Annotated in this window: 22 protein-coding genes and 1 riboswitch; of the genes, 20 read left to right on the top strand and 2 right to left on the bottom strand. The window is 65.8% G+C overall.

Going from position 1 to position 23,304, the window contains the following annotated elements:
* Window positions 1-20: 20 nt before the first annotated feature.
* The gene (locus QFZ54_RS04430; RefSeq protein WP_307084778.1) at window positions 21-944 is read right to left on the bottom strand and encodes a 3-keto-disaccharide hydrolase; all 924 of its coding nucleotides are present in this window, start codon (window positions 942-944) and stop codon (window positions 21-23) included.
* Window positions 945-1,159: 215 nt separating this feature from the next.
* Between QFZ54_RS04430 and QFZ54_RS04425 the strand changes: the two genes are divergently transcribed.
* The gene (locus tag QFZ54_RS04425; protein WP_307084775.1) at window positions 1,160-1,957 is read left to right on the top strand and encodes a ThuA domain-containing protein; all 798 of its coding nucleotides are present in this window, start codon (window positions 1,160-1,162) and stop codon (window positions 1,955-1,957) included.
* Window positions 1,958-2,165: 208 nt separating this feature from the next.
* On the opposite strand, the gene QFZ54_RS04420 is transcribed toward QFZ54_RS04425, so the two are convergent.
* Complete coding sequence (locus QFZ54_RS04420) at window positions 2,166-3,074, bottom strand: LysR family transcriptional regulator (protein WP_307084773.1); 909 nt, start codon at window positions 3,072-3,074, stop codon at window positions 2,166-2,168.
* Window positions 3,075-3,161: 87 nt separating this feature from the next.
* Between QFZ54_RS04420 and QFZ54_RS04415 the strand changes: the two genes are divergently transcribed.
* The 19 genes from QFZ54_RS04415 to QFZ54_RS04325 all read left to right on the top strand — a co-directional run bounded on the left by QFZ54_RS04415 (window position 3,162) and on the right by QFZ54_RS04325 (window position 22,892).
* Window positions 3,162-4,196: an aldo/keto reductase gene (locus QFZ54_RS04415; protein ID WP_307084771.1), complete on the top strand. Its 1,035-nt coding sequence runs from the start codon at window positions 3,162-3,164 to the stop codon at window positions 4,194-4,196.
* A gap of 11 nt (window positions 4,197-4,207) precedes the next feature.
* Window positions 4,208-5,401 (top strand): MFS transporter, encoded by a 1,194-nt coding sequence (locus QFZ54_RS04410; protein WP_307084769.1) that lies wholly within the window; start codon window positions 4,208-4,210, stop codon window positions 5,399-5,401.
* Window positions 5,402-5,468: 67 nt separating this feature from the next.
* On the top strand, window positions 5,469-6,956 hold the full coding sequence (locus QFZ54_RS04405) for a CYTH and CHAD domain-containing protein (RefSeq protein WP_307084767.1): 1,488 nt from the start codon (window positions 5,469-5,471) through the stop codon (window positions 6,954-6,956).
* A 389-nt stretch (window positions 6,957-7,345) separates the two neighbouring features.
* Window positions 7,346-7,504 carry a Ca2+-dependent phosphoinositide-specific phospholipase C gene (locus QFZ54_RS20350; RefSeq protein WP_373458579.1) on the top strand — a complete coding sequence of 53 codons (159 nt, stop codon included), beginning with the start codon at window positions 7,346-7,348 and terminating at the stop codon, window positions 7,502-7,504.
* Between the two features lie 289 nt (window positions 7,505-7,793).
* Entirely contained in the window at window positions 7,794-8,972 is a 1,179-nt protein-coding gene (locus QFZ54_RS04395; protein WP_307084763.1) for an inositol-3-phosphate synthase, read from the top strand.
* Window positions 8,972-9,862, top strand: a complete 891-nt coding sequence (locus QFZ54_RS04390) for a hypothetical protein (protein ID WP_307089263.1) — start codon at window positions 8,972-8,974, stop codon at window positions 9,860-9,862. Before QFZ54_RS04395 ends, QFZ54_RS04390 begins: the two co-directional genes overlap by 1 nt.
* On the top strand, window positions 9,859-10,968 hold the full coding sequence (locus tag QFZ54_RS04385; protein WP_307084761.1) for a class I SAM-dependent methyltransferase: 1,110 nt from the start codon (window positions 9,859-9,861) through the stop codon (window positions 10,966-10,968). Before QFZ54_RS04390 ends, QFZ54_RS04385 begins: the two co-directional genes overlap by 4 nt.
* Window positions 10,969-10,970: 2 nt before the next feature.
* The gene (locus QFZ54_RS04380; protein ID WP_307089261.1) at window positions 10,971-11,966 is read left to right on the top strand and encodes a Gfo/Idh/MocA family protein; all 996 of its coding nucleotides are present in this window, start codon (window positions 10,971-10,973) and stop codon (window positions 11,964-11,966) included.
* Complete coding sequence (locus QFZ54_RS04375) at window positions 11,957-12,772, top strand: hypothetical protein (protein ID WP_307084760.1); 816 nt, start codon at window positions 11,957-11,959, stop codon at window positions 12,770-12,772. The genes QFZ54_RS04380 and QFZ54_RS04375 overlap by 10 nt, the downstream gene beginning before the upstream one ends.
* A complete protein-coding gene (locus QFZ54_RS04370; protein ID WP_307084758.1) occupies window positions 12,769-14,295 on the top strand; it encodes a YcaO-like family protein in 1,527 nt (508 codons plus the stop codon). The genes QFZ54_RS04375 and QFZ54_RS04370 overlap by 4 nt, the downstream gene beginning before the upstream one ends.
* On the top strand, window positions 14,292-15,122 hold the full coding sequence (locus QFZ54_RS04365; protein ID WP_307084757.1) for a sugar phosphate isomerase/epimerase family protein: 831 nt from the start codon (window positions 14,292-14,294) through the stop codon (window positions 15,120-15,122). The genes QFZ54_RS04370 and QFZ54_RS04365 overlap by 4 nt, the downstream gene beginning before the upstream one ends.
* Before the next feature lie 47 nt (window positions 15,123-15,169).
* Window positions 15,170-16,330 carry a glycosyltransferase family 4 protein gene (locus QFZ54_RS04360; protein WP_307084755.1) on the top strand — a complete coding sequence of 387 codons (1,161 nt, stop codon included), beginning with the start codon at window positions 15,170-15,172 and terminating at the stop codon, window positions 16,328-16,330.
* Between the two features lie 7 nt (window positions 16,331-16,337).
* A complete protein-coding gene (locus QFZ54_RS04355) occupies window positions 16,338-17,033 on the top strand; it encodes a PIG-L deacetylase family protein (protein WP_307084754.1) in 696 nt (231 codons plus the stop codon).
* A 52-nt stretch (window positions 17,034-17,085) separates the two neighbouring features.
* A complete protein-coding gene (locus tag QFZ54_RS04350) occupies window positions 17,086-18,015 on the top strand; it encodes a glycosyltransferase family 2 protein (protein WP_307084752.1) in 930 nt (309 codons plus the stop codon).
* Window positions 18,016-18,022: 7 nt separating this feature from the next.
* Window positions 18,023-19,096, top strand: a complete 1,074-nt coding sequence (locus tag QFZ54_RS04345; RefSeq protein ID WP_307084750.1) for a glycosyltransferase — start codon at window positions 18,023-18,025, stop codon at window positions 19,094-19,096.
* Window positions 19,093-20,025, top strand: coding sequence for a polysaccharide pyruvyl transferase family protein (locus tag QFZ54_RS04340; protein WP_307084749.1), 933 nt, complete (start codon window positions 19,093-19,095; stop codon window positions 20,023-20,025). The genes QFZ54_RS04345 and QFZ54_RS04340 overlap by 4 nt, the downstream gene beginning before the upstream one ends.
* Window positions 20,022-20,945, top strand: coding sequence for a glycosyltransferase family 2 protein (locus QFZ54_RS04335; RefSeq protein WP_307084747.1), 924 nt, complete (start codon window positions 20,022-20,024; stop codon window positions 20,943-20,945). The genes QFZ54_RS04340 and QFZ54_RS04335 overlap by 4 nt, the downstream gene beginning before the upstream one ends.
* Before the next feature lie 105 nt (window positions 20,946-21,050).
* Window positions 21,051-21,350 (top strand): HNH endonuclease, encoded by a 300-nt coding sequence (locus tag QFZ54_RS04330; RefSeq protein WP_307089259.1) that lies wholly within the window; start codon window positions 21,051-21,053, stop codon window positions 21,348-21,350.
* 87 nt (window positions 21,351-21,437) lie between these two features.
* A riboswitch (Fluoride riboswitch) is annotated at window positions 21,438-21,513 on the top strand.
* 23 nt (window positions 21,514-21,536) lie between these two features.
* A complete protein-coding gene (locus QFZ54_RS04325; RefSeq protein ID WP_307084746.1) occupies window positions 21,537-22,892 on the top strand; it encodes a voltage-gated chloride channel family protein in 1,356 nt (451 codons plus the stop codon).
* Window positions 22,893-23,304 lie beyond the last annotated feature (412 nt).

The raw sequence follows: 23,304 nt of genomic DNA, 5'->3' as shown, positions 1-23,304 counted from the left end.
CCCAGGTAAACCGGCGACATCTACTTACCCGCGACGACGATCTTCGGGAGTGTCGTGATGGGTTCGACCGTGATCGCGCGGAACCACGTCTCGGCGCCTTCTGATTGTAGCTGGATATGGCCATGCGTCAGCGGACGCCGGGTGCCGTCTGGCGCGATCGTCGCCAAGTCGTGCACTTCTGCAACCGGTACGCCGTTGACGACATGCACAGCGCGGTCGCCGACGACATACAGGTCGAGCGTGTTCCACTCACCGATCGGACGCTCGGCATCGGTCGCTGCTTCGACGTTCCAGGTCGGGGTGCCGTTGACGATGTCGATGTCACGCCCCCCGGCACGGAAACGGAGATGGGGCTCGCCCAACGACGGATCGAACGTCACGTTGGTACGTCCGCGCAGCTTGCCGCCCACCGCGACGATCATGCCGGTCGACCCGGTCATGATCTCGAACTCGACCGACGGACGCCATGTCCCGAAGACTTCGCCGGCGGTGCCGTGGGTGTGATAGAGCAGCCCGTTGTTGCGCGGCAGCGTCACGCGCGGTGCCCAGGTCTTTGCGCCCCATTTGAACTGCAATCGCAGGTGATAGTCGCCGAGGTCGGCGCTGTTGACGAGGCTGCCCCACGTCTCGCCCTTTACCCATATCGCGGGAGCGCCATCGACGGAGCGTACGGCGAAGTCGCCGCCGGTGTCTCGGCTGGTACCGATCGGCGACGTGCCAGGGTTCGATCGATACGTGATCGAGGGGTCGGCATAGCCGAGCCAGGGCGCCCATCCCTTCAGGCTGCGCCCATCGAACAACGCGGTCGGCTTGCCGGTCGGCACGGGTATGTCCGTCAGCGTCAACCGCTGCGCGGTCTTTGCCGGTTCGCCCGCGATAGCCCGTGCCCGATCCTTCGATGTTTGCGCGGTCGCGGGGGCGGACACCACCAAAAGCGCCACCATTGCTCGATCAAACCACATATCCGTTCGCCCCCCACCGTCGCCCGACCGGCGATCATTTCGATAGCCTAGCGCGTTATCGATACCAATTGAACGTCGGTCTGTGCGCCCTCGGGTCATCGTGGTCCTCGCGGCTATTTCGGCCTGCTAAAACCATCGCCGGTGTTTGCTCGCGCGCTCCTGCCATTTGGGCTATCTACCGGGCAGGAGATTGCACGATGCACAAGATGTTGGCGCTGGTCGCACTACTGACGCTGGCGCAGGCCGCGCCTAATCCGCATCTGCCCGCTGCCACGTACGACAGCGTCGCCCCCGTGCTGCCCAAGGGCTTGCGGAACGCGGTGCTGATCGTTTCGAAGACCAATGGTTGGCGCCACATCGAGCATATCCCGCACTCGAACGTCGTGCTTGCCGATATCGCGAAGAGCTTGGGCCGCGCGAGCTACGCCACCGAGAATGCGGCAGTCTTCAACGACGAACAGTTGCGGCACTTCTCCGTCGTCGTGCTCAACAGCGCGAGCGGCGACTTCCTCACGCCCGATCAACGCGCTGCGTTCGCCCGCTTCGTGGCACGCGGTGGCGGCGTCGTGGCGTTGCACGCCGCGGGCGACGATAGTCACACCGACGCCTGGTATAGCGACACGATCATCGGCACCAAGTTCGTCGGACATCCAGGCGGGAGCGACCAGTTTCAACCCGCACGGATCATCGTCGATCGACCGGACCATGCCGTCATGGCTGGCGTCAAATTGCCGTGGTCGCCGATCGACGAATGGTATTCCTTCGACGCCAATCCAGCGGCCCGCGGTATGACCGTGCTCGCGCGGATCGACGAGGCCAGTTACCGTCCTGGCGCCAAGCTGGCGATGGGTAGGCATCCCGTCATCTGGACCAACCCTGCGACAAAAGGCCGTGTCGTCTACTCCGCGCTAGGCCACTCAGCGGAGGCATACGACGATCCGAACTATCACCGCGTTCTGGTCAATGCGATCAGTTGGGCGGGGAAATTGAAATGAGCCGAGGCTGACGCACCTGGAGAATGGTCAAGCAGGATAGCGACGACCCGCCGATCTTTACCAGAGGATGTGGTCCGTGATGACGCCCGCCCTGACGAGCGAACCCAGAACGATCGCGACGCAAATAATTGCGCCGTACACGGCAATGGCTCGCGTTCGGCTCCGCAGCCTGCCATCCCAAGGCGGCTATTCTTTCCCCCACGAGCGATCATTCGGCGAGGCGTTGGGCCAGGAAGTCGACGAACGCACGGACTCTCGCGGGGGTTTGGCTGCCGCCGACGAAGACCGCGTGAATGAGTTCGACGTCACCCGGATTAAAGTCTTCGAGGATCGGTACCAGGCGCCCAGCCGCGATGTCGTCGACGACGCTGAACGCGCCGACGCGCGCCACGCCGACGCCGGCAGCCGCGAGCTGGCCAAGCGTCTCGCCATTGTTCGCCTCGATATTCCCTCTCACCGACAGCACGATGTCCTCGCTGCCCCGGCGGAACGGCCAGATCGGCTCGGCACGGCGAAAGTTGAAGTTCAGACAATTATGCGCGTGGAGGTCCTCGGGCGCGAGCGGTGTACCGTATCGTGCCAGATAGTCGGGGGCCGCGACGATCACGCGGCCGCTTTCGCCAAGCTTGCGCGCGGTCAGCAAACTATCGGCAAGCGCGCCGAACCGGATCGCGACGTCCGCCTGTCCGGCGGCGATATCGACGATGCCATCACTCAACGCGATATCGATCAGAATGTGCGGGTATAGCGCGGCGAACTCACCGAGCAGCGGCACGATACAAAGTCGCCCGTGCGATAGCGCAGCGCTGATCCGCAACCGGCCGCGGGGGGCCCCCTGGTCGGCAAGCTGCCGTTCGGCATCGTCGAGGTCCGCGAGGATGCGCCGCGCGGTCTGGAGATAGGCTTGCCCCTCGGCCGTCGGCGTCAACGCCCTGGTCGATCGCAACAGCAGGCGCACGCCCAGCCGCGCCTCGATCCGGTCGATCGACCGCGCGACGGCGGACGGCGTCAAGCCCAGCATTCGTCCGGCAGCGGAGAAACTACCCTCGCGCATCACCGCCGCGAAGATCTCCAGCGCTCGTGCACGATCGGCGCCCATGCTCACCTTTGCGTCCATGTCAAAAGTCCTTCGCGGCATCACAGGCTTATCCGGTGCAGCAATATCCGCCATCTATGCCCCAAGACATGAATTAGGGAAGCGCGCATGGACTATCGGCAATTGGGATCTTCGGGACTACGCGTGCCGGCCTTGAGCTTCGGCACTGGCACCTTTGGGGGCACGGGGCCCCTGTTCGGCGCGTGGGGCCAGAGCGACGAGACCGAAGCGCGGCGACTGGTCGATATCTGCCTGGAGGCAGGCGTCACGATGTTCGACACCGCCGACGTCTATTCCAACGGCGCATCCGAGACCGTGCTCGGCGCGGCGATCAAGGGGCGACGCGATGCGGTACTGATCTCGACCAAGACCGGTTTGCCGATGGGCGACGGGCCGCAGGACTGGGGCGCGTCGCGCGCGCGGCTCATCCGCGCCGTAGAGGCCTCGCTGCGCCGGCTCGGGACCGATCATATCGACCTGTTGCAGCTCCACGCGCTCGATGCTTCCACGCCTGCCGAGGAGGTGATGGGCACGCTTGACGGACTGATTGCCGCGGGCAAGGTCCGGTATGCCGGGGTCTCCAACTATCCCGGCTGGCAGCTGATGAAGGCGCAAGGGATTGCCGACCACAACGGTTGGCCGCGTCTCGTCGCGCACCAGGTCTATTATTCGCTGATCGGTCGCGCCTATGAGGCCGACCTGATGCCGCTCGGCGCCGATCAGGGTGTCGGCGCGCTCGTGTGGAGCCCGCTCGGCTGGGGCAGGCTGACGGGCAAGATCGGACGCGATAGGCCGATTCCCGAGGGCAGCCGGCTGCACGATACCGAGCAGTTCGCGCCACCGGTCGAGGCCGAACGTCTCTACCGCGTGATCGATGCGCTGGAAGCCGTCGCCGCCGAGACGGGCAAGAGCGTGCCGCAGATCGCGATCAACTGGCTGCTGCGCCGTCCAACCGTCGCGTCCGTCATCATCGGCGCGCGTGACGAAGCGCAGTTGCGCGACAATCTGGGTGCTGTCGGATGGGCATTGTCGCCCAATCAGGTCGCGGTGCTCGATGCGGCCAGCGCCGTACTGCCGCCCTACCCCCATACTCCTTATCATCAGCAGGAGGGCTTTGCCCGCCTCAACCCGCCACTGGTCTGAGGACGCACACGATGAAACTCAATCCAGGCTTGCTGGCGCTAGCGGTCGGTGCGTTCGGCATCGGCGTCACCGAGTTCGCGCCGATGGGACTGTTGCCCGTCATTGCCGACGATCTCGGCGTGTCGATCCCGAGCGCCGGACTGCTCATCAGTGCCTACGCGCTCGGCGTCGTGATCGGCGCACCGCTGATGACGCTGACGACGGGGCGCGTCCCGCGTCGGACGCTGCTGATCCTGCTGGCCGGCATCTTCACGCTGGGTAACGTGTTGGCGGCGCTCTCGGGCAGCTACGGCATGCTGCTGGCGGCACAGATCCTGACCTCGTTCAATCATGGGGCCTTTTTCGGGGTCGGCTCCGTGGTGGCAGCCAGCCTCGTGCCGGCCGAGCGGCGCGCAGGCGCTGTGGCGGCGATGTTCATGGGCCTGACGATCGCAAATGTCGTCGGGGTGCCGCTCGCGACGTGGGCAGGCGAACACCTCGGCTGGCGCTCGTCCTTCTGGGGCGTGTCTGTGCTGGGCGTTGTCACGATGGCGGCGCTCAGGCTTACGCTTCCCGCACTGCCGGCACCGTCCGATAGCAATGCGATGGCCGAGCTGCGCGTCCTCACGCGCGGCCCGGTTCTCGGCGCGCTCGGGCTTACCGCCGTCGGGGCGAGCGCCATGTTCACGGTGTTCACGTACATCACGCCAATCCTGCGCGACGTAACGCATGCCTCGCTCGGCTTCGTCACCGCCATGCTGGTGACCTATGGCGTCGGGCTGACGGTCGGCAATTGGCTGGGCGGGCGCTTCGCCGATCGCTCGGTCGACCGCACGCTGATCGTTACGCTGACCTTGCTCGCATTGATCTTGATAGCCTTCGCGGTGCTCATGCCCTTCAAGGCGCCGACAGCCATCTTGATGTTCCTGTGGGGCGTTGCCAGCTTCGCCCTGGTCCCGCCGCTTCAGGTTCGTGTCATGCACGCTGCTGCCGATGCGCCCAACCTCGCTTCGGCAATGAATATCGGGGCCTTCAATCTTGGCAATGCGATCGGCGCGGCGGTGGGCGGCGGCGTGATCGCAGCTGGTCTGGGTTACCCCGCCGTGGCGCTGGCTGGTGCTGCGGCCTCGGTGCTCGGTTTGGTCGCGGTCATCGCGAGTGTGCGGAGGCAGGGCAATCACACCCAGCCGCAAATGACGAAAACGGTCGCGCCGGAAGCGGCCTAGCCGCTCGGTCGACCGGATCGGCCACGACGCCGTCGGATCGATATCGCGGGTCGACGATTGTCTATCGATGACCATCGAAACCACAGACCGTCTGTCGTCAGGCGACGCGGCAAGCGAAATCGAGTTGAAGCTCGAAATAGATCAGGCGGCAATGGATCGCCTGACCACAGCCGAGATACTGCGGAACACCACTCCCAAGGTCATTCATCAAGTCTCAGCCTATTTCGATACGCCGGAACAAGATCTGCGCGCGGCAGGCGTATCGCTGCGTGTACGGACAGCCGGCGGCAAGCATGTCCAGACGATCAAGGTCAGCGGCGGGGCGGCGGCAGGGTTGTTTGCCCGCCCGGAATGGGAGCATGAAGTCGCCGGTTTCGAGCCAGAGATAGAAACCGGATCGCCGATACACACGCTGATCGCAGGCAAAACGCTTGGCAAGGTCAGGCAGGCTTTCACCGTCACGATAACGCGCAAGCAGTGGGTCGTCGTGCATGACGGTTGTACGGTGGAACTCGTTGCCGATACGGGCTCCGTTTCTGCAAGCGACCGCGTCACGCCCGTCTCCGAACTAGAGCTGGAACTGAAGGATGGCCGGCCAAGCGCGATATTCGCGCTGGCTCGCGAGCTGGGAGTCGACATTCCCATGCGCCTCGGCGTCCTGACGAAGGGGGAGCGAGGATATCGGCTGATCGACGCGGCAATGTCGGACGCGATTAAGGCCGAACGTTTGGACCTGGCACCGGACACCACCACGGCTGAAGCTTTCGCGCAGATCGTCGGCACGTGCCTGCGCCACTTCCGCCTGAACGAGAACGTCTTGCGCCGCCATCCCGGACCCGAGGCATTGCATCAGGCCCGGGTTGCCTTGCGACGGCTGCGGTCTGCGCTGTCGATCTTCAAGCCAGTCGTTGCCGACGACCGCTTTGCGCATCTCGCAAGTGAGCTCAAATGGCTGGCCGGGTCGCTTGGTGCGGCGCGAGACCTGGATATACTGCGGCAAAGGGTTGGCGATGCTTCGCATCCAGCACTCCTGGCGGCGCACGAGGACGCTTATACGACGGCGCTAGCCGCGCTGGACTCCAAGCGGACGCGGGACCTGATGATCGACGTGGTCGAATGGACGGCGTTGGGCATGTGGCGCACTCAGCCGCTGGATCCGAAGAGGGTGCATGCGCCTGCGGCTGCGTTTGCCAGCGAGGTATTGAGAAAATTACGTCGGCGCATCAAGCGACGCGGTCGCGATCTCGACCACCTCGACGACGAGGCGCGTCACCAAGTGCGGATCACTGCCAAAAAGCTGCGATATGCGACTGGATTCTTCCAGAGCCTGTACCCTGACAAACGGTCGCGGCGGCGGTTCAAGGCGTTCACGAAACATCTGGAGGCCTTGCAGGACCATCTGGGCATCTTGAACGATCTGGCGACTGCGCCTGCATTGCTGGACCGTTTCGGCCTGGACCACGAAACGGTGTTGCCGGTCGCGGAGCGGGAGCCGATCTTGTCCGACGCGACCGACGCGTACGAGCGGCTCATGGGTTCAAAGCGGTTCTGGTAATCCGCAACAAAAGCGCCGCGCGACAGTCATCAAGAATGTTCATAACGCCCTGGACAAATCGGACAGCAATCCGATCAACAACGGGGGTTTATGTTCATGCGTCCCGTCTTCATGCTGCGAGCAACCGCGGCATCGCTGGTCATTCTGACCTTTGCATCGACCGCTCACGCACGATCGACGCCCGTACCTGAAGCGACCGTCGGCGGGATCGACTCGCTGCCGTTCGAGACGGCATACGACGCGCTAGATTCGGAGATCCGCTCAGTGATGGCGCCCGGCAAGCTGATCGTAACCGACGACGTGCAGGGTAACTATCCGACGTTGCGGGACGCGATGCCGGCCAATGCGGGGAAGCACGCGCCAACGACACCGTCCCGCGCGATACCGCGCTGGCGGGCGGCGCGCAGTATGTCTCGACCGACTATCTCTGGCCCGATCCGCGACTGCCCAGCAGCTATCACGTCGCCCTCCCCGGTGGTCTGATCGCGCGCTGCAATCCCGTGCGCCGTCCCAAGGGCTTTGGCGACCTCGACAAAAGTGGCAAGTGATGCGGACGGTCGATGCGGAACCCACCGAACACGGTCCAATTGGTTGGTCGCGAGTTTGGCATGATTGATCCACGGATCAGTGTCCTCCGACAGAGGCTAGCGATCAGAGAAATACGCTGACCGTTACGCTGATGGCGGCGCGAGGGCGTTCCTACGGGCACCTTCATCTTGCCGCCAAAAACGGCAACATATGTAATCGCCTGAGCACTTTAGCCGCCATCTACGCAGACATCGGTGGACTTTGCTTATCGGTTGGCTAGCCACGCCCTCTGTTTGAGAGGACGTAGTTATGGGCGAACGGGTCGGGATCGCAGTGATCGGGCTGAATGGCGCGGTGGCCACTACTGCTGCCGCGGGTATCGCGATGATCCGCGCAGGGTCGAACGACCTGTCGGGCCTGCCGCTCGCCAGCCGCGACGTTGAGGGCATGGCGGCATACCGCGACCTCCATTTTGGCGGTTGGGATCTTAGCCATGACGACCTCGCGACCGCCGCGCTGAAGCACGGCGTGCTGACGGAGAGCGATCTTGCCAATGGCGCTGCAAGCCTGTCGGACATGCGGCCTTGGCCCGCGGTCGGGTCGACCGACTTTTGTGCCAATATCGACGGAGCCAACAAGATCGCCGCCCCCGGTCACCGTGCGGCGGTCAAGCACATCCAGGACGATCTCGCGCGCTTCAAGTCCGAGCAGAATCTCGACCGGGTGGTGATGGTCAATCTCGCCTCGACCGAGCGCAAGGCCGATCTCGGGGCCGACGCGCTGACCAGCGTCGAGGGCTTTGAACGTGGCCTAGACGGCGACGATGCGGCGATCAGCCCGGCGATGCTCTACGCCTATGCCGCGATTGCCAGTGACACGCCCTATGCCAATTTCACGCCGTCGGTCGCCGCCGACGTCGCGCCGCTTGCCGAACTCGCCCGCCAGCGCGGCGTGCCGATCGCCGGCAAGGACGGCAAGACCGGCCAGACGTTGCTGAAAACCGTGATAGCGCCGGCATTGCGGGATCGTGCGCTGCACGTCGATGGCTGGTTCTCGACCAACATCCTCGGCAATTCGGATGGCCTCGCGCTCGACGACCCAAAGAGCCTCGCCTCGAAGGTCGATACCAAGAAGTCGGTGCTCGACCAGATCCTCGGCTATCCGGTCGAGGATCACATCATCATGATCCATTATTACAAGCCGCGCGGCGACAACAAGGAAGCGTGGGACAATATCGACCTGACCGGCTTCCTCGGCCAGAAGATGCAGCTGAAGCTGAACTTCCTGTGCAAGGATTCGGTGCTGGCGGCCCCGCTCGCGATCGAGATCGCACGGTGCTTGGCACTGGCGCAGACGCGCGGTGAAGGCGGCGTGCAGGATCAGATGGGGATTTTCTTCAAGATGCCGCAGACCGCCGATGGCGGCGAGCCGATCCACGCCTTCGGCGAGCAGCAGTTGATCCTCGATACCTGGCTCGACCGTCGGTGATGCTGAGTGCGGCGCATTTGCCGCTGTTGCGCGAGCTTGGCGACCTGAAGCGGATCCGGTCGGCGGATCGCGACGGGTCGATCGCGGAGCGGTTGTTCGCGCGCGGCTGGGCGGCGCTGGCGGCGGGCGAGGCTCCGGCGGGAGTAATGCGGCGTACCGCCGCGGCCGCGCTTGCCGCGGCACGATTGGGTGATCTGGACCGCGCCACGCTGGCAGAGCTTGGGTTGTCGGATGCCGAAGCCTGCGCCGTGCTCGAACGCGGGTTCGACGAGATCGCGGTGCAGGTCGACCCGGCGCTGGCAGCCGATTTGCGCAAGGCGCTTGCCGAGGGCGCGCCGGCGGCCGGGCCGGTACCACGGTTCGTTACCCAGCTCGCGACGCAACCGCGCGCGGGTGTCACCTGTCCGGGTCGGCCGCGGCTGTTGCTCCAGCCGCCCGAGAACCATGCCGAGCATTGCCTGATCGTCGCGGTGTACGGTGTGCTCGCGGCGCCCGGTTACGGCGCCGATCCGGCGGAGGTGTTCCTCGCGTCGATGGCGCATCATTTCCACAATGCGGCGATGCCCGATGCGGGGTTCACCGGCGAGGTGCTGCTCGGCGACCTGCTCGACCGCGTGATCGACGGTGCGCGCGAACAGGCGATGGCGATGCTCGATCCGGCGGTGGCAGCGCAGGTCCGCGCGGCGATCGCGCCGATCGCCGGCGACGCGACGCCGGCGGCACGCGCGTTCCATGCCGCCGACGTGCTCGACCGCGTGCTGGAGATCGAGCAGCATCTGCGCGCCGCCTCGGCGGCGATGGACAGCGTCCTCCACACCTACGAGCTCGTCCATGCAGGTCCCGTGAAGGACTTCCACGACCGCGTGCTGGCCAACGTCGGCCTGCTGTGACCTATCGCTCTCCCCTCACGGGACGGCCGCTCGTCGCCGACACGCCGCATTCGCTGGCCGCACCCGGCGAGCGCTGGCCGGTGGTCGACGGGATCCCGTATCTGCGGACCGACAGCGAGGGGCTGGTGGCGGTCGCACTCGACCATCTCGACGCGGACTGTCCGGACGATGCGCTGGTTGCGCTGCTGACCGACCAGGATGCGTGGTGGACCGGCCCGGCGACCGATCTTCGCGAGCTGAAACGCCTCGTCCGCGAGCGCGAGACGCTGTCGTTGCGCGCGGCGATGGCGCTGCTGCGGATGGGACCGGTGGCGGATTATTTCGCGCATCGCTGGAGCGACCCGACGTACCTCGCCGGGCTCGCGCTGATCGAAGCGCATTGGCGGCAGCCGGCTACCGCGTTCGAACTGGCGTGCGGCATCGGCCATTATTTGCGCGAATTGTCGGCGCGCGGGGTTGCGTGCGTCGGCGCGGACGTCGTGTTCTCGAAATGCTGGCTGGCGAAGCACTGGGTCGCGCCCGAGGCGGAGTATGTCGTGTTCGACGCAGCCGCGGGCTGGCCGGTCGAGACGCAGCGCTTCGACCTCGTCGGGTGCCACGACGCCCTGTATTTCCTGCCCGATCAGCCGCGGGTCGCCCGACTGCTGCGCGCGGCCGTCGCGCCCGGCGGCGTGCTCGCGGTCAGCCACCTCCACAATGCCGCGGTCGCCGGCGGTGCGATGGGACCGGCGCGCGCCGGGGCCGAATGGGCTGCGCTGTTCCCCGATGCGGCCGTTTATGACGAGCGCGAGCTACGCCGCGCTCTGCTCGCGGCCGATGCGCCAGCCTCGACCCAGTGGTCCGATGATTCCGCTATCGAGGCATGGTCGATCGTCGAAGCAGATGGCGGCGGGGCGGACGGCGTCAAGGCGCGGGCGCTGACCGGTGGACTGGCGATGCCCCTCGCCGATGCGGTTCTAAAGCAGAATCCGTTGCTCGACGGCGATACCCCGCGATGGCCCTCCGATCGCTACCGCGCGGAATATGGCGCTGCGGCCACATGGCTGACGGATGCTGGCGATCCCGCGCGGAACCGTCGCGTCCTCGACCTACCGGCGCGGTGGTGACCATGCGCTGGGGGATCGTCGGCTTCGGCTGGGTTGCGCGCGATTACATGGCGCCGGGCATCGCCGCGGCCGGCGGGACGCTGGTCGCGATCGCCGACCCATCCCCGATGGCACAGGCCAGCGCGATGTCGGGTGGGATACTCGCCTACGATACCGCCGAGGCGATGCTGGCCGATGCCGCGCTCGACTGCGTCTATGTCGCCACGCCCAACAATCGCCATGCCGACCCGGTCCGCGCGGCGGTCGCGGCCGGCGTGCCGGTGCTGTGCGAAAAGCCGATCGCCGCGACGCTCGCCGACGCCGAAGCGATCGGCGCGGCGGTTGCGGGACACCTGTACGGCACCGCGTTCGACCAGCGCCACCACCCCGCGCACCGGGCGATGGCGCAGGCGATCCGCGACGGTGCGATCGGCCGCCCGATCGCGGTCCGGATCGTCTATGCGTGTTGGGTCGACCCTAGCTGGTCGCCGTCCGCCATCGGCGATGGCTGCAACTGGCGCGCCGATCCGGCAGCAGCGGGCGGCGGTGCGGTCATCGACCTCGCGCTGCACGGTCTCGACCTAGCGGCGATGCTGGTCGACGAACCGCTCGACCGCCTGCACATCGACCTGCAGCGGCGCATTCACGACTATCCGGTCGACGATGGCGGCATTCTGTCGGGTCGCACCGCAGGCGGCGTGCTGGTCCAGAGCCATGTCGCCTATAACTGCCCCGAAGTGTTGCCCCGCCGCCGGCTGGAGATCCTCGGCGAGGGCGGCTTGCTGGTCGCCACGAACACGATGGGCCAGACCGAGGGCGGCACCGTGATCCGCCGTTGCGCGCGGACCGGGGAGGAAACCGCCCTGCCCTTCGGCGCCGCGCTGTCGCCGTTTGCCGCACAGGCCGCCGCGTTCGCCGCCGCGGTCCGCGGCGAGGCGCATGATTTTTCCATCGACCGGGACCTGTCGCTGATGCGCCTTTTCGACGCCGCCTATACCGAGGCGCGATCATGCCTTTGAGCTGGTACGCCTGCGCGCATTGCGGCTTTTGGCAGCGCCATTTCGCGCCCGCCGATTGCCCGGTCTGCAACGATACGCGCAACGACCTGCCCGAGGATGGCTGGTGCTTTCTCCCCGAGCACGAGGTTGCGGCGAGTCACGACGGTAGCTGGCGACAGGTCGCCGACGATCTCTGGGCGTTCACCACCACGCCGCACCTTGGGCTTGGTGGCACCGGCTGGCTGATCGTGCGCGAGAGCGGCAACATCGCGTTCGAAGCCGCACCCTATTATTCGCCGGCGATGCTCGCGCAGATCGCGCGGCTCGGCGGCATCCGCTATCTCGCGGCCAGCCATGCGCATGGCTATGGCGCGCTGTTCCAGCTCCAGCGGGAGTGCGCGCCCGAGATGCTTGCGATCCACAAGGACGACCTCGGCATGACCAAGGCGTTCCGCGTCACGACGCCGTATGACGACGTGCTGGAGATCGCGCCTGGCTACACGCTGCATCACGTCGGTGGTCATTACGAGGGACAGGCGGCACTCCACGACGCGGTCGGCCGCCGCCTGTTCTGTGGCGACATGTTCAAGATCGACCAGGACGAGGCGGGCATCAGCCACGCGATCTCCAGCCACAAGGCGTTCCACAAGGACATCCCGCTGACACATGGCGAGATCCGCCAGTATCGAGACGTGATCGCGCCGCTGGCGTTCGACGCCGTCCTGACTCCGTTCGAATATGCCCCCGAAGTCGGTCGCGACGTCGCCGTCGCGGTGCTGGACGAAGCGCTGTCCCGCGCGCCGGGCGTGAAGAGGATCCCGCTATGACTCGCAGCATCACCGGCCTTCCCGAGCAACTCGGCGCGGCCTGCCGTCTGTATCTCGATGCATTTCCCGCCGGCGACATCGTCGCGTTTCCGATCGACGGCATCGACCGCGTCGGCATACCCGTCTGGGTGGTCGCGCTGTTCCCGGAGACCGCCGACCTCGACGGCATCATGCCGTACGGCGTCGGCTATGGCGCGACCGACGAGGCCGCGATCCTGAGCGCGCTGGGCGAGATCGCCGAGATGGTCTGGCCGACGCTGACATTGTCGGCGCGCGGCAAGACGCAGGGCAGCTATGCCGAGCTCGTCCGCGAACGCGGCATGCGCGGGATCGCCGATCCGCTGACGCTGTGCCTGCCCGCGGGATCGCCGGTCGACCGCGACACGCCGCTCGACTGGGTCGAGGCCCGGCGCTGGGCGGACGGATCGAGCGTCCTCGTGCCGACCGACCTTGCCGCCTATTCGGCCAAGGAACTCGACCCCGGCTATGTGCCGTTCACGACCATCATCTCCAACGGGATGGGCGCAGGGCCGGACCTTGACTGGGCGATCGGCCACGGGCTGTGCGAAATCCTCCAGCGCGACGGCAACGGGCTGCTGTTCCGCGCGCTCGACCGCGGCGTCGCGATCGACCTGCCGGAAAGCCTGCCCGGCGAGATCGGCGACCTGATCAACCGGTTCGCCGCGGCCGGCATCCGCGTGATCCCGAAATTCGCCACCGACGAGTTCGGCATGGCGAACGTCTATTGCGTCGGCGTCGATGCGCGCGAGCCCGCCGTACCGATCATGGCGACGGCTTGCGGCGAGGCGGCGCATCCCGACGCGGTGCAGGCATTGGCGAAGGCGATCGCCGAATATGCCGCCAGTCGCGCGCGCAAAGCGTTCGCACACGGCCCGATGGCGCTCGCCAGGTCGATCGCCCCGCGCGGGTATGTCGACCGGTTCATGGCGCAGGCTGGCGGTGCCGCCAAATCGAGCGACGGTCGCGCCTTCGCCGAGATGCGGCGCTGGACCGATGTCGATGTCGATGCCGCGACGCTGCGCGCATGGCTGGCCGACACGATGCTCGCCGAGCGCAGCCGTCGCGCCTTCGCCGACCTGCCGCGCGCCGACGTGCCCGATGCACGGGCGCGCGGGCAGCTTGCGAGGGAGGCGGTCGAGGCGGCCGGGTTCGACATCTTCTACGTCGATATGTCCCCCGCCGACGCCAGCGTCGCGGTCGTCAAGGTGATCGTGCCCGGCATGGAAGTTGAGACGATGAGCTATTACCGGATCGGCGAGCGCAACGTCGCCAAGCTGGTCGCCCTCGACAGCCCGCTGGTCAGCTTCGGCGGCGAGGAAAGCGCGACGCGACGCCCCGTTCGCCTGACCGACGAGGCCATGGCCCGGTTGGGAGGCCAGCCCTTCTTCGACACTGCGCTGGCAGACGCCATCGTCGGGCCGCTCTACCCGCTCTACCGCGAGCCCGAGGCGCATCACGTCGCTTGGTCGGAACAGAGCCTCGAGACGGAGGCGGCAAGATGACGCTCCGTTTCGCGTACAACACCAACGGTGCGGCCAACCACCGGCTTGACGACGCGCTGCACCTGATCGCCGATGCCGGCTATGACGGCGTCGCGCTAACGCTCGATCATCACCACCTCGATCCCTTCGCCGACGACTGGACGCGCGAGGCGGAACGTGTTGGCGCGCTGTTGCGGTCGCTCGGTCTGGGGTCAGTGATCGAGACCGGCGCACGCTATCTGCTCGACCCACGCGACAAGCACGAGCCGACCCTCGTCACGGCGGACTCCGAAGGACGTGACCGTCGCGTCGCATTCCTCGCCCGCGCGCTTGAGGTCGCAGCAATCCTGAACGCCGAGACCGTGTCGTTCTGGGCGGGCGTGCCCAAGCCCGACGTGCGCCACGCGGATGCCCTCGACTGGCTCGACGAGGGGCTGGGCAAGGTCGTCGAGCACGCCGCGCGCACGGGCATCCCCGTCAGCCTGGAGCCCGAGCCCGGCATGCTGATCGAGACCGTCGCGGATTATGCGCGGCTCGCGATCCACCACCCGGACCTGCGGCTCGCGCTCGACACCGGGCACTGCCTCGTCACGCAGGATATCGCCCCCGATGCCGCTGTACGCGCCTATGCCGACCGCCTCGGGACGGTCGCGGTCGAGGACATGCGCCGAGGGGATCACACGCATCTCCCCTTCGGTCAGGGCGACATGGACATACCCGTCATCCTCGCCGCGCTGAAGTCGATCGGCTTCGACAAGCTGGTATGCGTCGAACTATCGCGTGAAAGCCCGCGCGCGCATCAGGCCATTCCTGAATCGATCGCCTATCTCCGGGGGGCCCTGTCCTGATGCGGATATGCTTCGTCTCGCGTCGCTTTTTCCCCGCGATATCAGGCATGTCGATCTACGCGATCAACCTGTTGCGGCAACTCGTCGCGGCCGGCCACGACGTGACGATGATCAGCCAATATTACGGCGATCCCGCACGCGCCCGCGTCTATGGCGGCGGCCCCCCACCCCCGGTGCCGGGCGTGCGCGTCGTCGGCCTAGAAGCGCTGGGCGAACAGGATGGCGGCGACTTCGAGCGCGACATAGACGCAATCGTCGAGGCCATCGCCCGCGACCATGCCGTGAATCCGTTCGACATGCTTCACGCGCAATATGGCTATCCGACCGGCTGGGCCACGATGATCGCGGCCCGGCGCCTTGGACTGCCCTGCGTCGTGTCGATCCAGGGCGGCGACGGGCATTGGGTCGGATCGTGCTGCGAGACGCACCGGCTGGCGATGGTGCGCGTGCTCGATAGCGCCGGCGCGCTGCTGATCGGCGGCAACAGTTTCGCGGGCGAAGTCCACGACCGACTCGGCACGCCGCTCGACCGGTTCACGATTGTTCCGGGCGCAGTCGATACCGATCATTTCACGCCGGCATCGAAAGCCGCGCCCGAAGGCCCGGTCCGCCTGCTCTACCATGGCCGCGTCGACCGTCGCAAAGGCGTGCTCGACTTCCTTGAGGCGCTACCGGACGTAAGAGGGGGTTGGCATGCGACCATCTCCGGGATCGGTCCGGACGTCGAAACCGCGCAGGCGCTCGCGGTCGAACTCGAACTTACGGACCGCGTGACGTTCAGCGGCTATGCCGACTATGACGCCGTCCCCGAACTCTACCGTGCGCACGGCGTCTTCGTGTCGCCGACCTATGCCGAGGGGTTCTCGAACACCATCCTTGAGGCGATGGCATGCGGCCTTGCGGTCGTTTCGTGCCACGCCGTCGGGGTCGTCGACTGCGTCCGCGACGACGAGAACGGCCTGCTGACCGATCCCGGCGACGTGCCGGGCCTGGCGGCCGCGCTGACCCGTGTAGTCACCGATACGAGCCTGCGCGCGCGCCTGGCCACGGCCGCGCTCGAAGAATGCCGCCGGGTGTATAGCTGGGACGCTGTCGGACAGCAGATCGTCGGGATCTACCGCGACCTGCGTGGCCATCCGCAGACCGCCTTCGATACCGACCTGCCGATGACGCCCTGCCGCTTCCGCAGCGAGCCGCACCTGCTGTGAGCGACCGATGAAGCTGCTCGCGATATCACCGCATCTGGACGATGCCGCCTTCTCCGCCGGTGCGCTGCTGGCGTCCCGCGTCGATCAAGGCTGGGACGTCACCGTCGCGACATGCTTCACCGGCAACGTCGCGCAGCCAACCGGGTTCGCGCTGGCATGCCAGCTCGACAAAGGCTTGGGCGCCGACGTCGACTACATGGCGCTGCGCCGTGCCGAGGATGTCGCAGCGTGCCGGGCACTTGGGGCGAGCGCGATCCACCTCCCGTTTCTGGAAGCACCGCATCGCGGTTACACCTCGGCAAAGATGTTGTTCGAGGCACGGCTGCCCGATGATCGGATTATAAGCGATGTCGCGACCGCGCTGGCCGAACTTTTCGCGGCGGAAAGGCCGGATCTAATCCTCGGGCCGTTATGCCTCGGCAACCATGTCGACCATCACGTCGTTCTGGATGCGATACGGCGATCCTGTGCCGATCATACAGTATTGCTGTGGGAAGACTGGCCTTATGCCGATCGTGAAGACCGGGTTGCCGCCATGCCGGCGCTGACCGAACGCCTTACCCCCGAAACGCGCGCGCGGCGGATTGCCGCCTGTGCCGCGTACGGGTCGCAACTGGGCTTCCAGTTCGGCGGCGTCGACGCAATGACGGAGCGGACTGCGCGGATCGTCGAGGAACGCTTCTACCCGCTTCACACGCACTGAGCGACCGCCAACAGCCGCCCCGCGTCCCCCTATTCCAAGCAGAGCCATCGCCATGACCGAAGTTTCTGTCGTCACCCTGGGCAAGGGGCGTCCCGACCACCTCGTCAACGTCGTCCGCGGCCTGATACGCCAGACGCTGATGCCGACCGAACTGATCGTCGCGGTAATGCAGGACGATCTGTACGACCTGCCCGAGGCGCCCTTCCCCATCCGCCAGATTCAGGTCGTCGCCGACGCCTTGCCACTCGCTTCGGCGCGTAACGCCGCGGCGCGCACGGCGATCGGCGACGTCATCGTGTTTCTGGACATGGACTGCATTCCGACGCCCACGCTGCTTTCCGATTATGCCGGGTTCCTCGACACGTTCGACGGGCTGTTGATGGGCGAAGTCCTGTACCTGCCGGGCGGCGCGACCGAGGGCGACTGGCAGTACGACCGGTTCGCCGAGATCGCGGTGAAGCATTCGGACCGCCGCGGCCCACCGCCGCAAGGCATCGAAATCTGCACCGACTATCGCTGTTTCTGGTCGCTCAATTTCGCCATGCGAACGACGACGTTCCTCGACCTCGGCGGCTTCGACGAACGCTATGTCGGGTATGGCGGCGAGGACACCGATTTCGGCAAGGCGCTCGACGAGGCTGGCGTGGCGATCGCGTGGATCAAGGGCGGTCTGGCCTATCACCAATATCATCCGCACCACATGCCGCCGGTGCACCATCTCGACAGCGTGGTGCGCAATGCCGAGTTGTTCGAGACCAAGTGGGGCTATCGGACGATGGGCCACTGGCTCCAAGCATTCCGCCTGATGGGCCTGATCGACCCGACCCCGGGTCGGCCGATCCGCATCCTGCGACGCCCCGACGCCGCCGATCTTGCGCTGACCGGACAGCAAAGCCATCAGCCCTATGCCAATACCGCGACCGTCATCCGTCTCCTGGAAGATCGGCTGGCGGCGACCGAACGAGCCGCGGCGGCCGAATGAGAGCCCGATGAGGATCGCAATTCTCTGCCATGTCCGCCAGCCGATCGCCCAACCATTTGCCGGCGGGATGGAATCGCAATGCTGGCATCTGGCGGCGGGGCTACGGGGTCGCGGACACGACGTCGTGCTGTTCGCCTCGGGCGATAGCGACCCTCAGTTCGCAATCGATGCCGTGATCCCCGAAGCTTACGACCGCACTTTTCCGGACGCCGAACACCTCGGCTTCGCCCCGCTGATCGCCCATCTCGACGAAGGCTATGCCGCCGCTTGCGACCGGATCGCCGCCGATGGCTTCGACGTGGTACACAATAACAGCCTGCATCGCTTTCCGCTCGAGCCCGCGCGGACCGCAAGGGTGCCGACGGTCACGTCGCTGCACGTCCCGCCCTATGATGCGCTCCGTTGGTTCGTGCACGCCAGCGCGGCGCCGACCCACCACCTTACAGCGACTTCTGCGCACCAGCTTGCCGCCTGGTGGCCGGACGGACCGCCACGCGAAGCGTCGGTGCTGCATAACGGCATCGCCCCAGACGCATGGCCTTTCGTCGAGCGAGGCGACGGCAGCGCGGTCTGGTGCGGAAGGATGACGCCGGACAAGGCGCCGCATCTGGCAGCGCAGGCGGCCCGGATCGCCGGCGTCCCGCTGACCCTGTTCGGACCGATCGAGGATCGCGACTATTGGGACGCCGACGTCGCGCCGCTGATCGACGGTAGCATCCGATATGGCGGACATCTGGATGCCGCGGCGTTGGCACGGGAAATGGGCCGCGCCTCTGTGTTCGTCTTTACGCCATGCTGGGACGAGCCGTTCGGACTGGTCGCGATCGAGGCGATGGCGTGCGGCCTGCCGGTGGCGGCGTTCGATCGTGGCGCCTTGCGGGAGATCATCGGCGAGACAGGATGTTTCGCACCGCCCGGCGACGTTCCAGCCCTTGCCCGCGCTATCACCGACGCGGTCCAACGCCCCCGCGAACCGCAGCGCGATCGTGTCGAGACCGCGTTCACGCGTGATCGGTGGCTCGACCGATGCGAGGGCCTCTACCGCGATGTCATCGGCCACGGATTGGGACAGCGTGCATGACGGCCAGTGATCACCTGACGGCACAGCGTACCATTCTCGCTACAGTCTATCGGACGCACGTGGCACCCGGATCGCGTTATGCGCTGGTCGACTTTCCGGATCACGCGAACGTCGGCGACAGCGCGATCTGGCTCGGCGAGCTTGCCCTGCTACGCCAGATAACCGGGCGCGATCCGTGCTATGTTTCGACCTGGCACGATTTCGAGATCGATGCCTTTCGCGACGCCTGCCCCGACGGCATCCTGTTTTTACATGGCGGCGGCAACCTCGGCGACATCTGGCCGCATCACCAGCGGTTTCGCGAGCATATCCTCGCAACGATCCGCGATCGAACGGTCGTGCAGCTCCCCCAGTCGGTCCATTTCCGCGTACTTGCGCAGGTTGACCGGTTCGCCACGCTCGTCGCCGACCATCCGGACTTCGTCCTGTACGTCCGCGATACGCGCAGCTTGGACTTCGCCCGGAAGCATTTGTCATGCCCATCGCACCTCGCTCCGGACTCTGCGTATGCACTGGGCGAACGATCGGCAGGCCCGCCACAGTGCGACCTGCTGATGCTGATGCGCACCGACGACGAGCGGCAGGGCTACGCCATGCCATCGACGACCCAGGCGATCGTCGCAGATTGGCTGGAGGACGATCCAGACTTACCGGTCGGCGTCGACGCCATAGCACGCGAGGCTCAAGCGGTTGCACGCGTCGATCGTGGACTGCGGTTGCTCGCGCAAGGCCGGGTCGTCGTGACGGACCGACTGCATGGGCACATACTTTCAGACCTGCTGGGTATTCCGCACGTCGTACTGGACAATGAGTACGGCAAGATCGCCAAGTATCTGGATGCCTGGTCCTTCCCAAAAGAGATCGTGACGAAGGCTGCGACGATGGAGGAAGCCCTGAGTCTTGCCGACGGGCTTCTCGCCACAAGATGACTGCCGCCATCGACGTCAGCCTGCTGATCTGTACGCGTGACCGTGCCGGCTCCCTCATGACGACGCTCGATTCCGTCGGGCGAGCTTTTGCGTACGCGCCCGGCATGACGGTGGAAGTCGTGCTCGTCGACAATGGCTCCGTCGATGATACGCCAGAGCGGTTGGCGGCGTGGCAAGCCATGCAGGCGTTCCCGGTCCATCTGGTCCGAGAGCCGAGGCCGGGGCTTGCGTGTGCCCGCAATACGGGGCTCGCGCTGTGTCGGGGCCGTATCATCGCCATGACGGATGACGATTGCGTCCTCCATGCCGACTATTTCGCAGCCCTTCGCGCGGCGTTCGAAAGCGTCGGCGGACCGACGATCATCGGCGGCCGTATTCTTCTTGGCGACCCGGCCGATCTTTCCGTCACCATAAAACTTGAAGATCATGACATGGTCGCCCCATCGGGCGGATTCCTAGGCGGTTTCGTCATGGGGGCGAACCTCGCGTTCACCGCCGATGTCGTGACGTTGACGGGACGGTTCGACGAACGGTTCGGAGCCGGAGCCCCCTTCGTGGCGGCCGAGGATACGGACTTTCTGTTCCGTGCCGCAGGGTTGGGCGTCGCGGTTCTCTACAACCCGCGGATCGTCGTCGATCACCATCACGGACGTCGTGATACGGTGGAGGAAACCCGATTGCTGGCGGGCTACAGCTTCGGTGATGGCGCCCTGTACGCCAAGTATCTGTTTTCCGACCGGCGCGCTCTGCTCGCCATCGCCGCAGATATTTTTGACGTTCGCCTAGACGTGATACGGCCTGTCACCACGCACGCGGGCATCAAGCATTTCTACTGGTTCCGCCTTCGTCACAAGGCCAGGGGCTTCGCCTCCTACTGGTGGTCGAACCTGCGCCGGAACCGGTCGCCAGCGATGCGCTAAAGCGCGAAGCGAGCGCTGTCCCGAACCGCTGTTATTTCCTTCGCAATACACCATATTCGGGCGATGGGCGGACGTGTGAAGCGACTGGCGGGGCTTGAGCAGGCCATGGCGCGGGCAATCGCCACTGAAGATGCCAGACGATGCGGGCTATGCGAGCGAACCCTGGGTCGAAAGGTGGAATGGCACCACCGGATTCCGAAAAGCCGCGGCGGTACCGAGGTCATACCCGTTCACCCGATCTGCCACCGTATCATCCACGCCAGCGTGTCCAATCAGGATCTCGCCACGACATTCGCGGATCTAGATGCCCTGAAAGCACGCCCGGACATTGGTCGCTTCCTGCGCTGGATCGCAGACAAACCTCCCGACTTTCACGCCCCCACCCGCCGTCCCGATGCGCGATAGGAACGTCGGTTTCAACGATCGTCCCGCGACCCGCTATGGGTAGGAGTGCGGGACGGAGTTGACGAGTTCACTTCGTTCCCCCATGGGCCGCGCGACGGCGATGGATTTCCGCCGGGCATTTCGCCGAACCGCTCTGACAAGAGCTGATGATTCCTACTTGGCGCCGCAAGGCAGCAAGGAGGAAACGTGCGCGCTACCTTTCGTAATCTCTTCGACGGTCTGAACGTTGCAGCGTTCGCCCGTAACCGTCACGCCCATGTCGTATCCGTGGTTCGCTGGGCGCTGATCCTGGTGCCGATGGCAGCACTTGTCGGGACGCTGTGTGCGGCATTTCTCTGGAGCCTCGATGCCGCCACGCGACTGCGCTTCGCGTTGCCCTGGCTGCTCTACCTGCTGCCGCTGGGTGGTTTCGTAGTCGGTCTGCTCTACCATCTGGCGGGTCGCTCGGTGGAGGGCGGCAACAACCTCATCGTCGAGCAGATACATGAACCGGGAGCCGGGGTGCCGTTGCGCATGGCACCACTGATCTTCTTCGGCACGGTGGTGACGCATCTGTTCGGCGGTTCGGCCGGACGTGAGGGCACCGCCGTCCAGTTGGGCGGGAGCCTCGCCAGTGGCTTCGGTCGCGCGCTCAAGCTCGACGCGGACGGCACCCGCATACTCCTGATGGGAGGTATCGCGGCCGGGTTCGGGGCGGTGTTCGGTACACCGATCGCGGGGGCCGTGTTCGCGCTGGAAGTGCTGGCGATCGGGCGCGTCGAGTATCGCGCGCTGGTGCCGTGCCTGGCCGCCGCGCTGGTCGGGGATTGGACGTGCCTTGCCTGGGGTATCCATCACGGCGTCTACCGGGTTGATGCACTCGTGCCGGTCGATGCATTGCTGGTCGCAAAGGCCGGCATCGCCGGCGTGGCATTCGGGTTAGCAGGTCTCGCCTTCGCCGAAGCCAACCACGCGCTGGGCGGATGGCTCAAGCGGCTCGTTCCTTATGGCCCGCTCAGGCCTGTGATCGGCGGGGTCGCGGTCATCGCGCTCGTCTATTTGTTCGGCACGCGCGACTATCTTGGCCTTGGCACTTTAGCGGCGACGCCCGGCGGCCTTACCATCGACAACTTCTTCGGGCCGGACACGCATCCGTGGAGTTGGGCGCTGAAGCTGCTGTTCACCGTCGTGACCCTCAGCGCCGGCTTCAAAGGCGGCGAGGTCACACCATTGTTCTTCATCGGCGCGGCGCTCGGCAACGCGCTCGCCCCGATGTTTGGCGTCCCGACCGGCGTGTTCGCCGCGATCGGGTTCGTCGCACTGTTCGCGGGCGCGGCGAACACGCCGCTCGCCTGCACGTTCATGGGCATCGAACTGTTCGGCGCTACCTATGCGGTGCCGATCGCTGTGGCCTGCTTCATCGCTTACCTATGCTCGGGCCACAACGGCATTTACCTGTCGCAGCGGCTTGCCGTACCCAAGGTGCCGGCGGACGGCCTTACCCCGAACGCAACCTTGCGTGAGGCGCGCACACACCGTGGACTACGCCGGCCGCACCCCTGATCTGCCAATCCAAACGATAGCCGGTCGACAGATATGGGGGCAAACAGGCCTGACGCCGCTTAGCCGCTCGTCTCCAATTTGCGGATGTTCCCATCGCTCGGCGCCGCAACGCATGGGTGACAATCTGACGATTACAGCCTCCGCGTCTTGGGGATGATGACCGTGCCGATCCCGCTCCGGCTTTTTGATGTGCACCATCACTAAGGAAAGTGCGGCGACCGTGGTCGGGATCCCGCTCGGCACCTGGAGCGACGCTTCACGGTCCCCAAACACATCCGCCAATGCCGCGCATTCGCAGAGGATCAACGTCTGCAACTGCCGTTCAACGGAACCGTATCGGCCCCACTTCATTACCCTCATAATTACTCGGGGGAAAATGATGCGACCGGCACTCTATGCGATCGTTACAACG

It is taken from the genome of Sphingomonas faeni (genome assembly GCF_030817315.1).
Lineage (GTDB): Bacteria > Pseudomonadota > Alphaproteobacteria > Sphingomonadales > Sphingomonadaceae > Sphingomonas > Sphingomonas faeni_C.
This window is presented reverse-complemented; position numbering and strand designations above follow the sequence as displayed.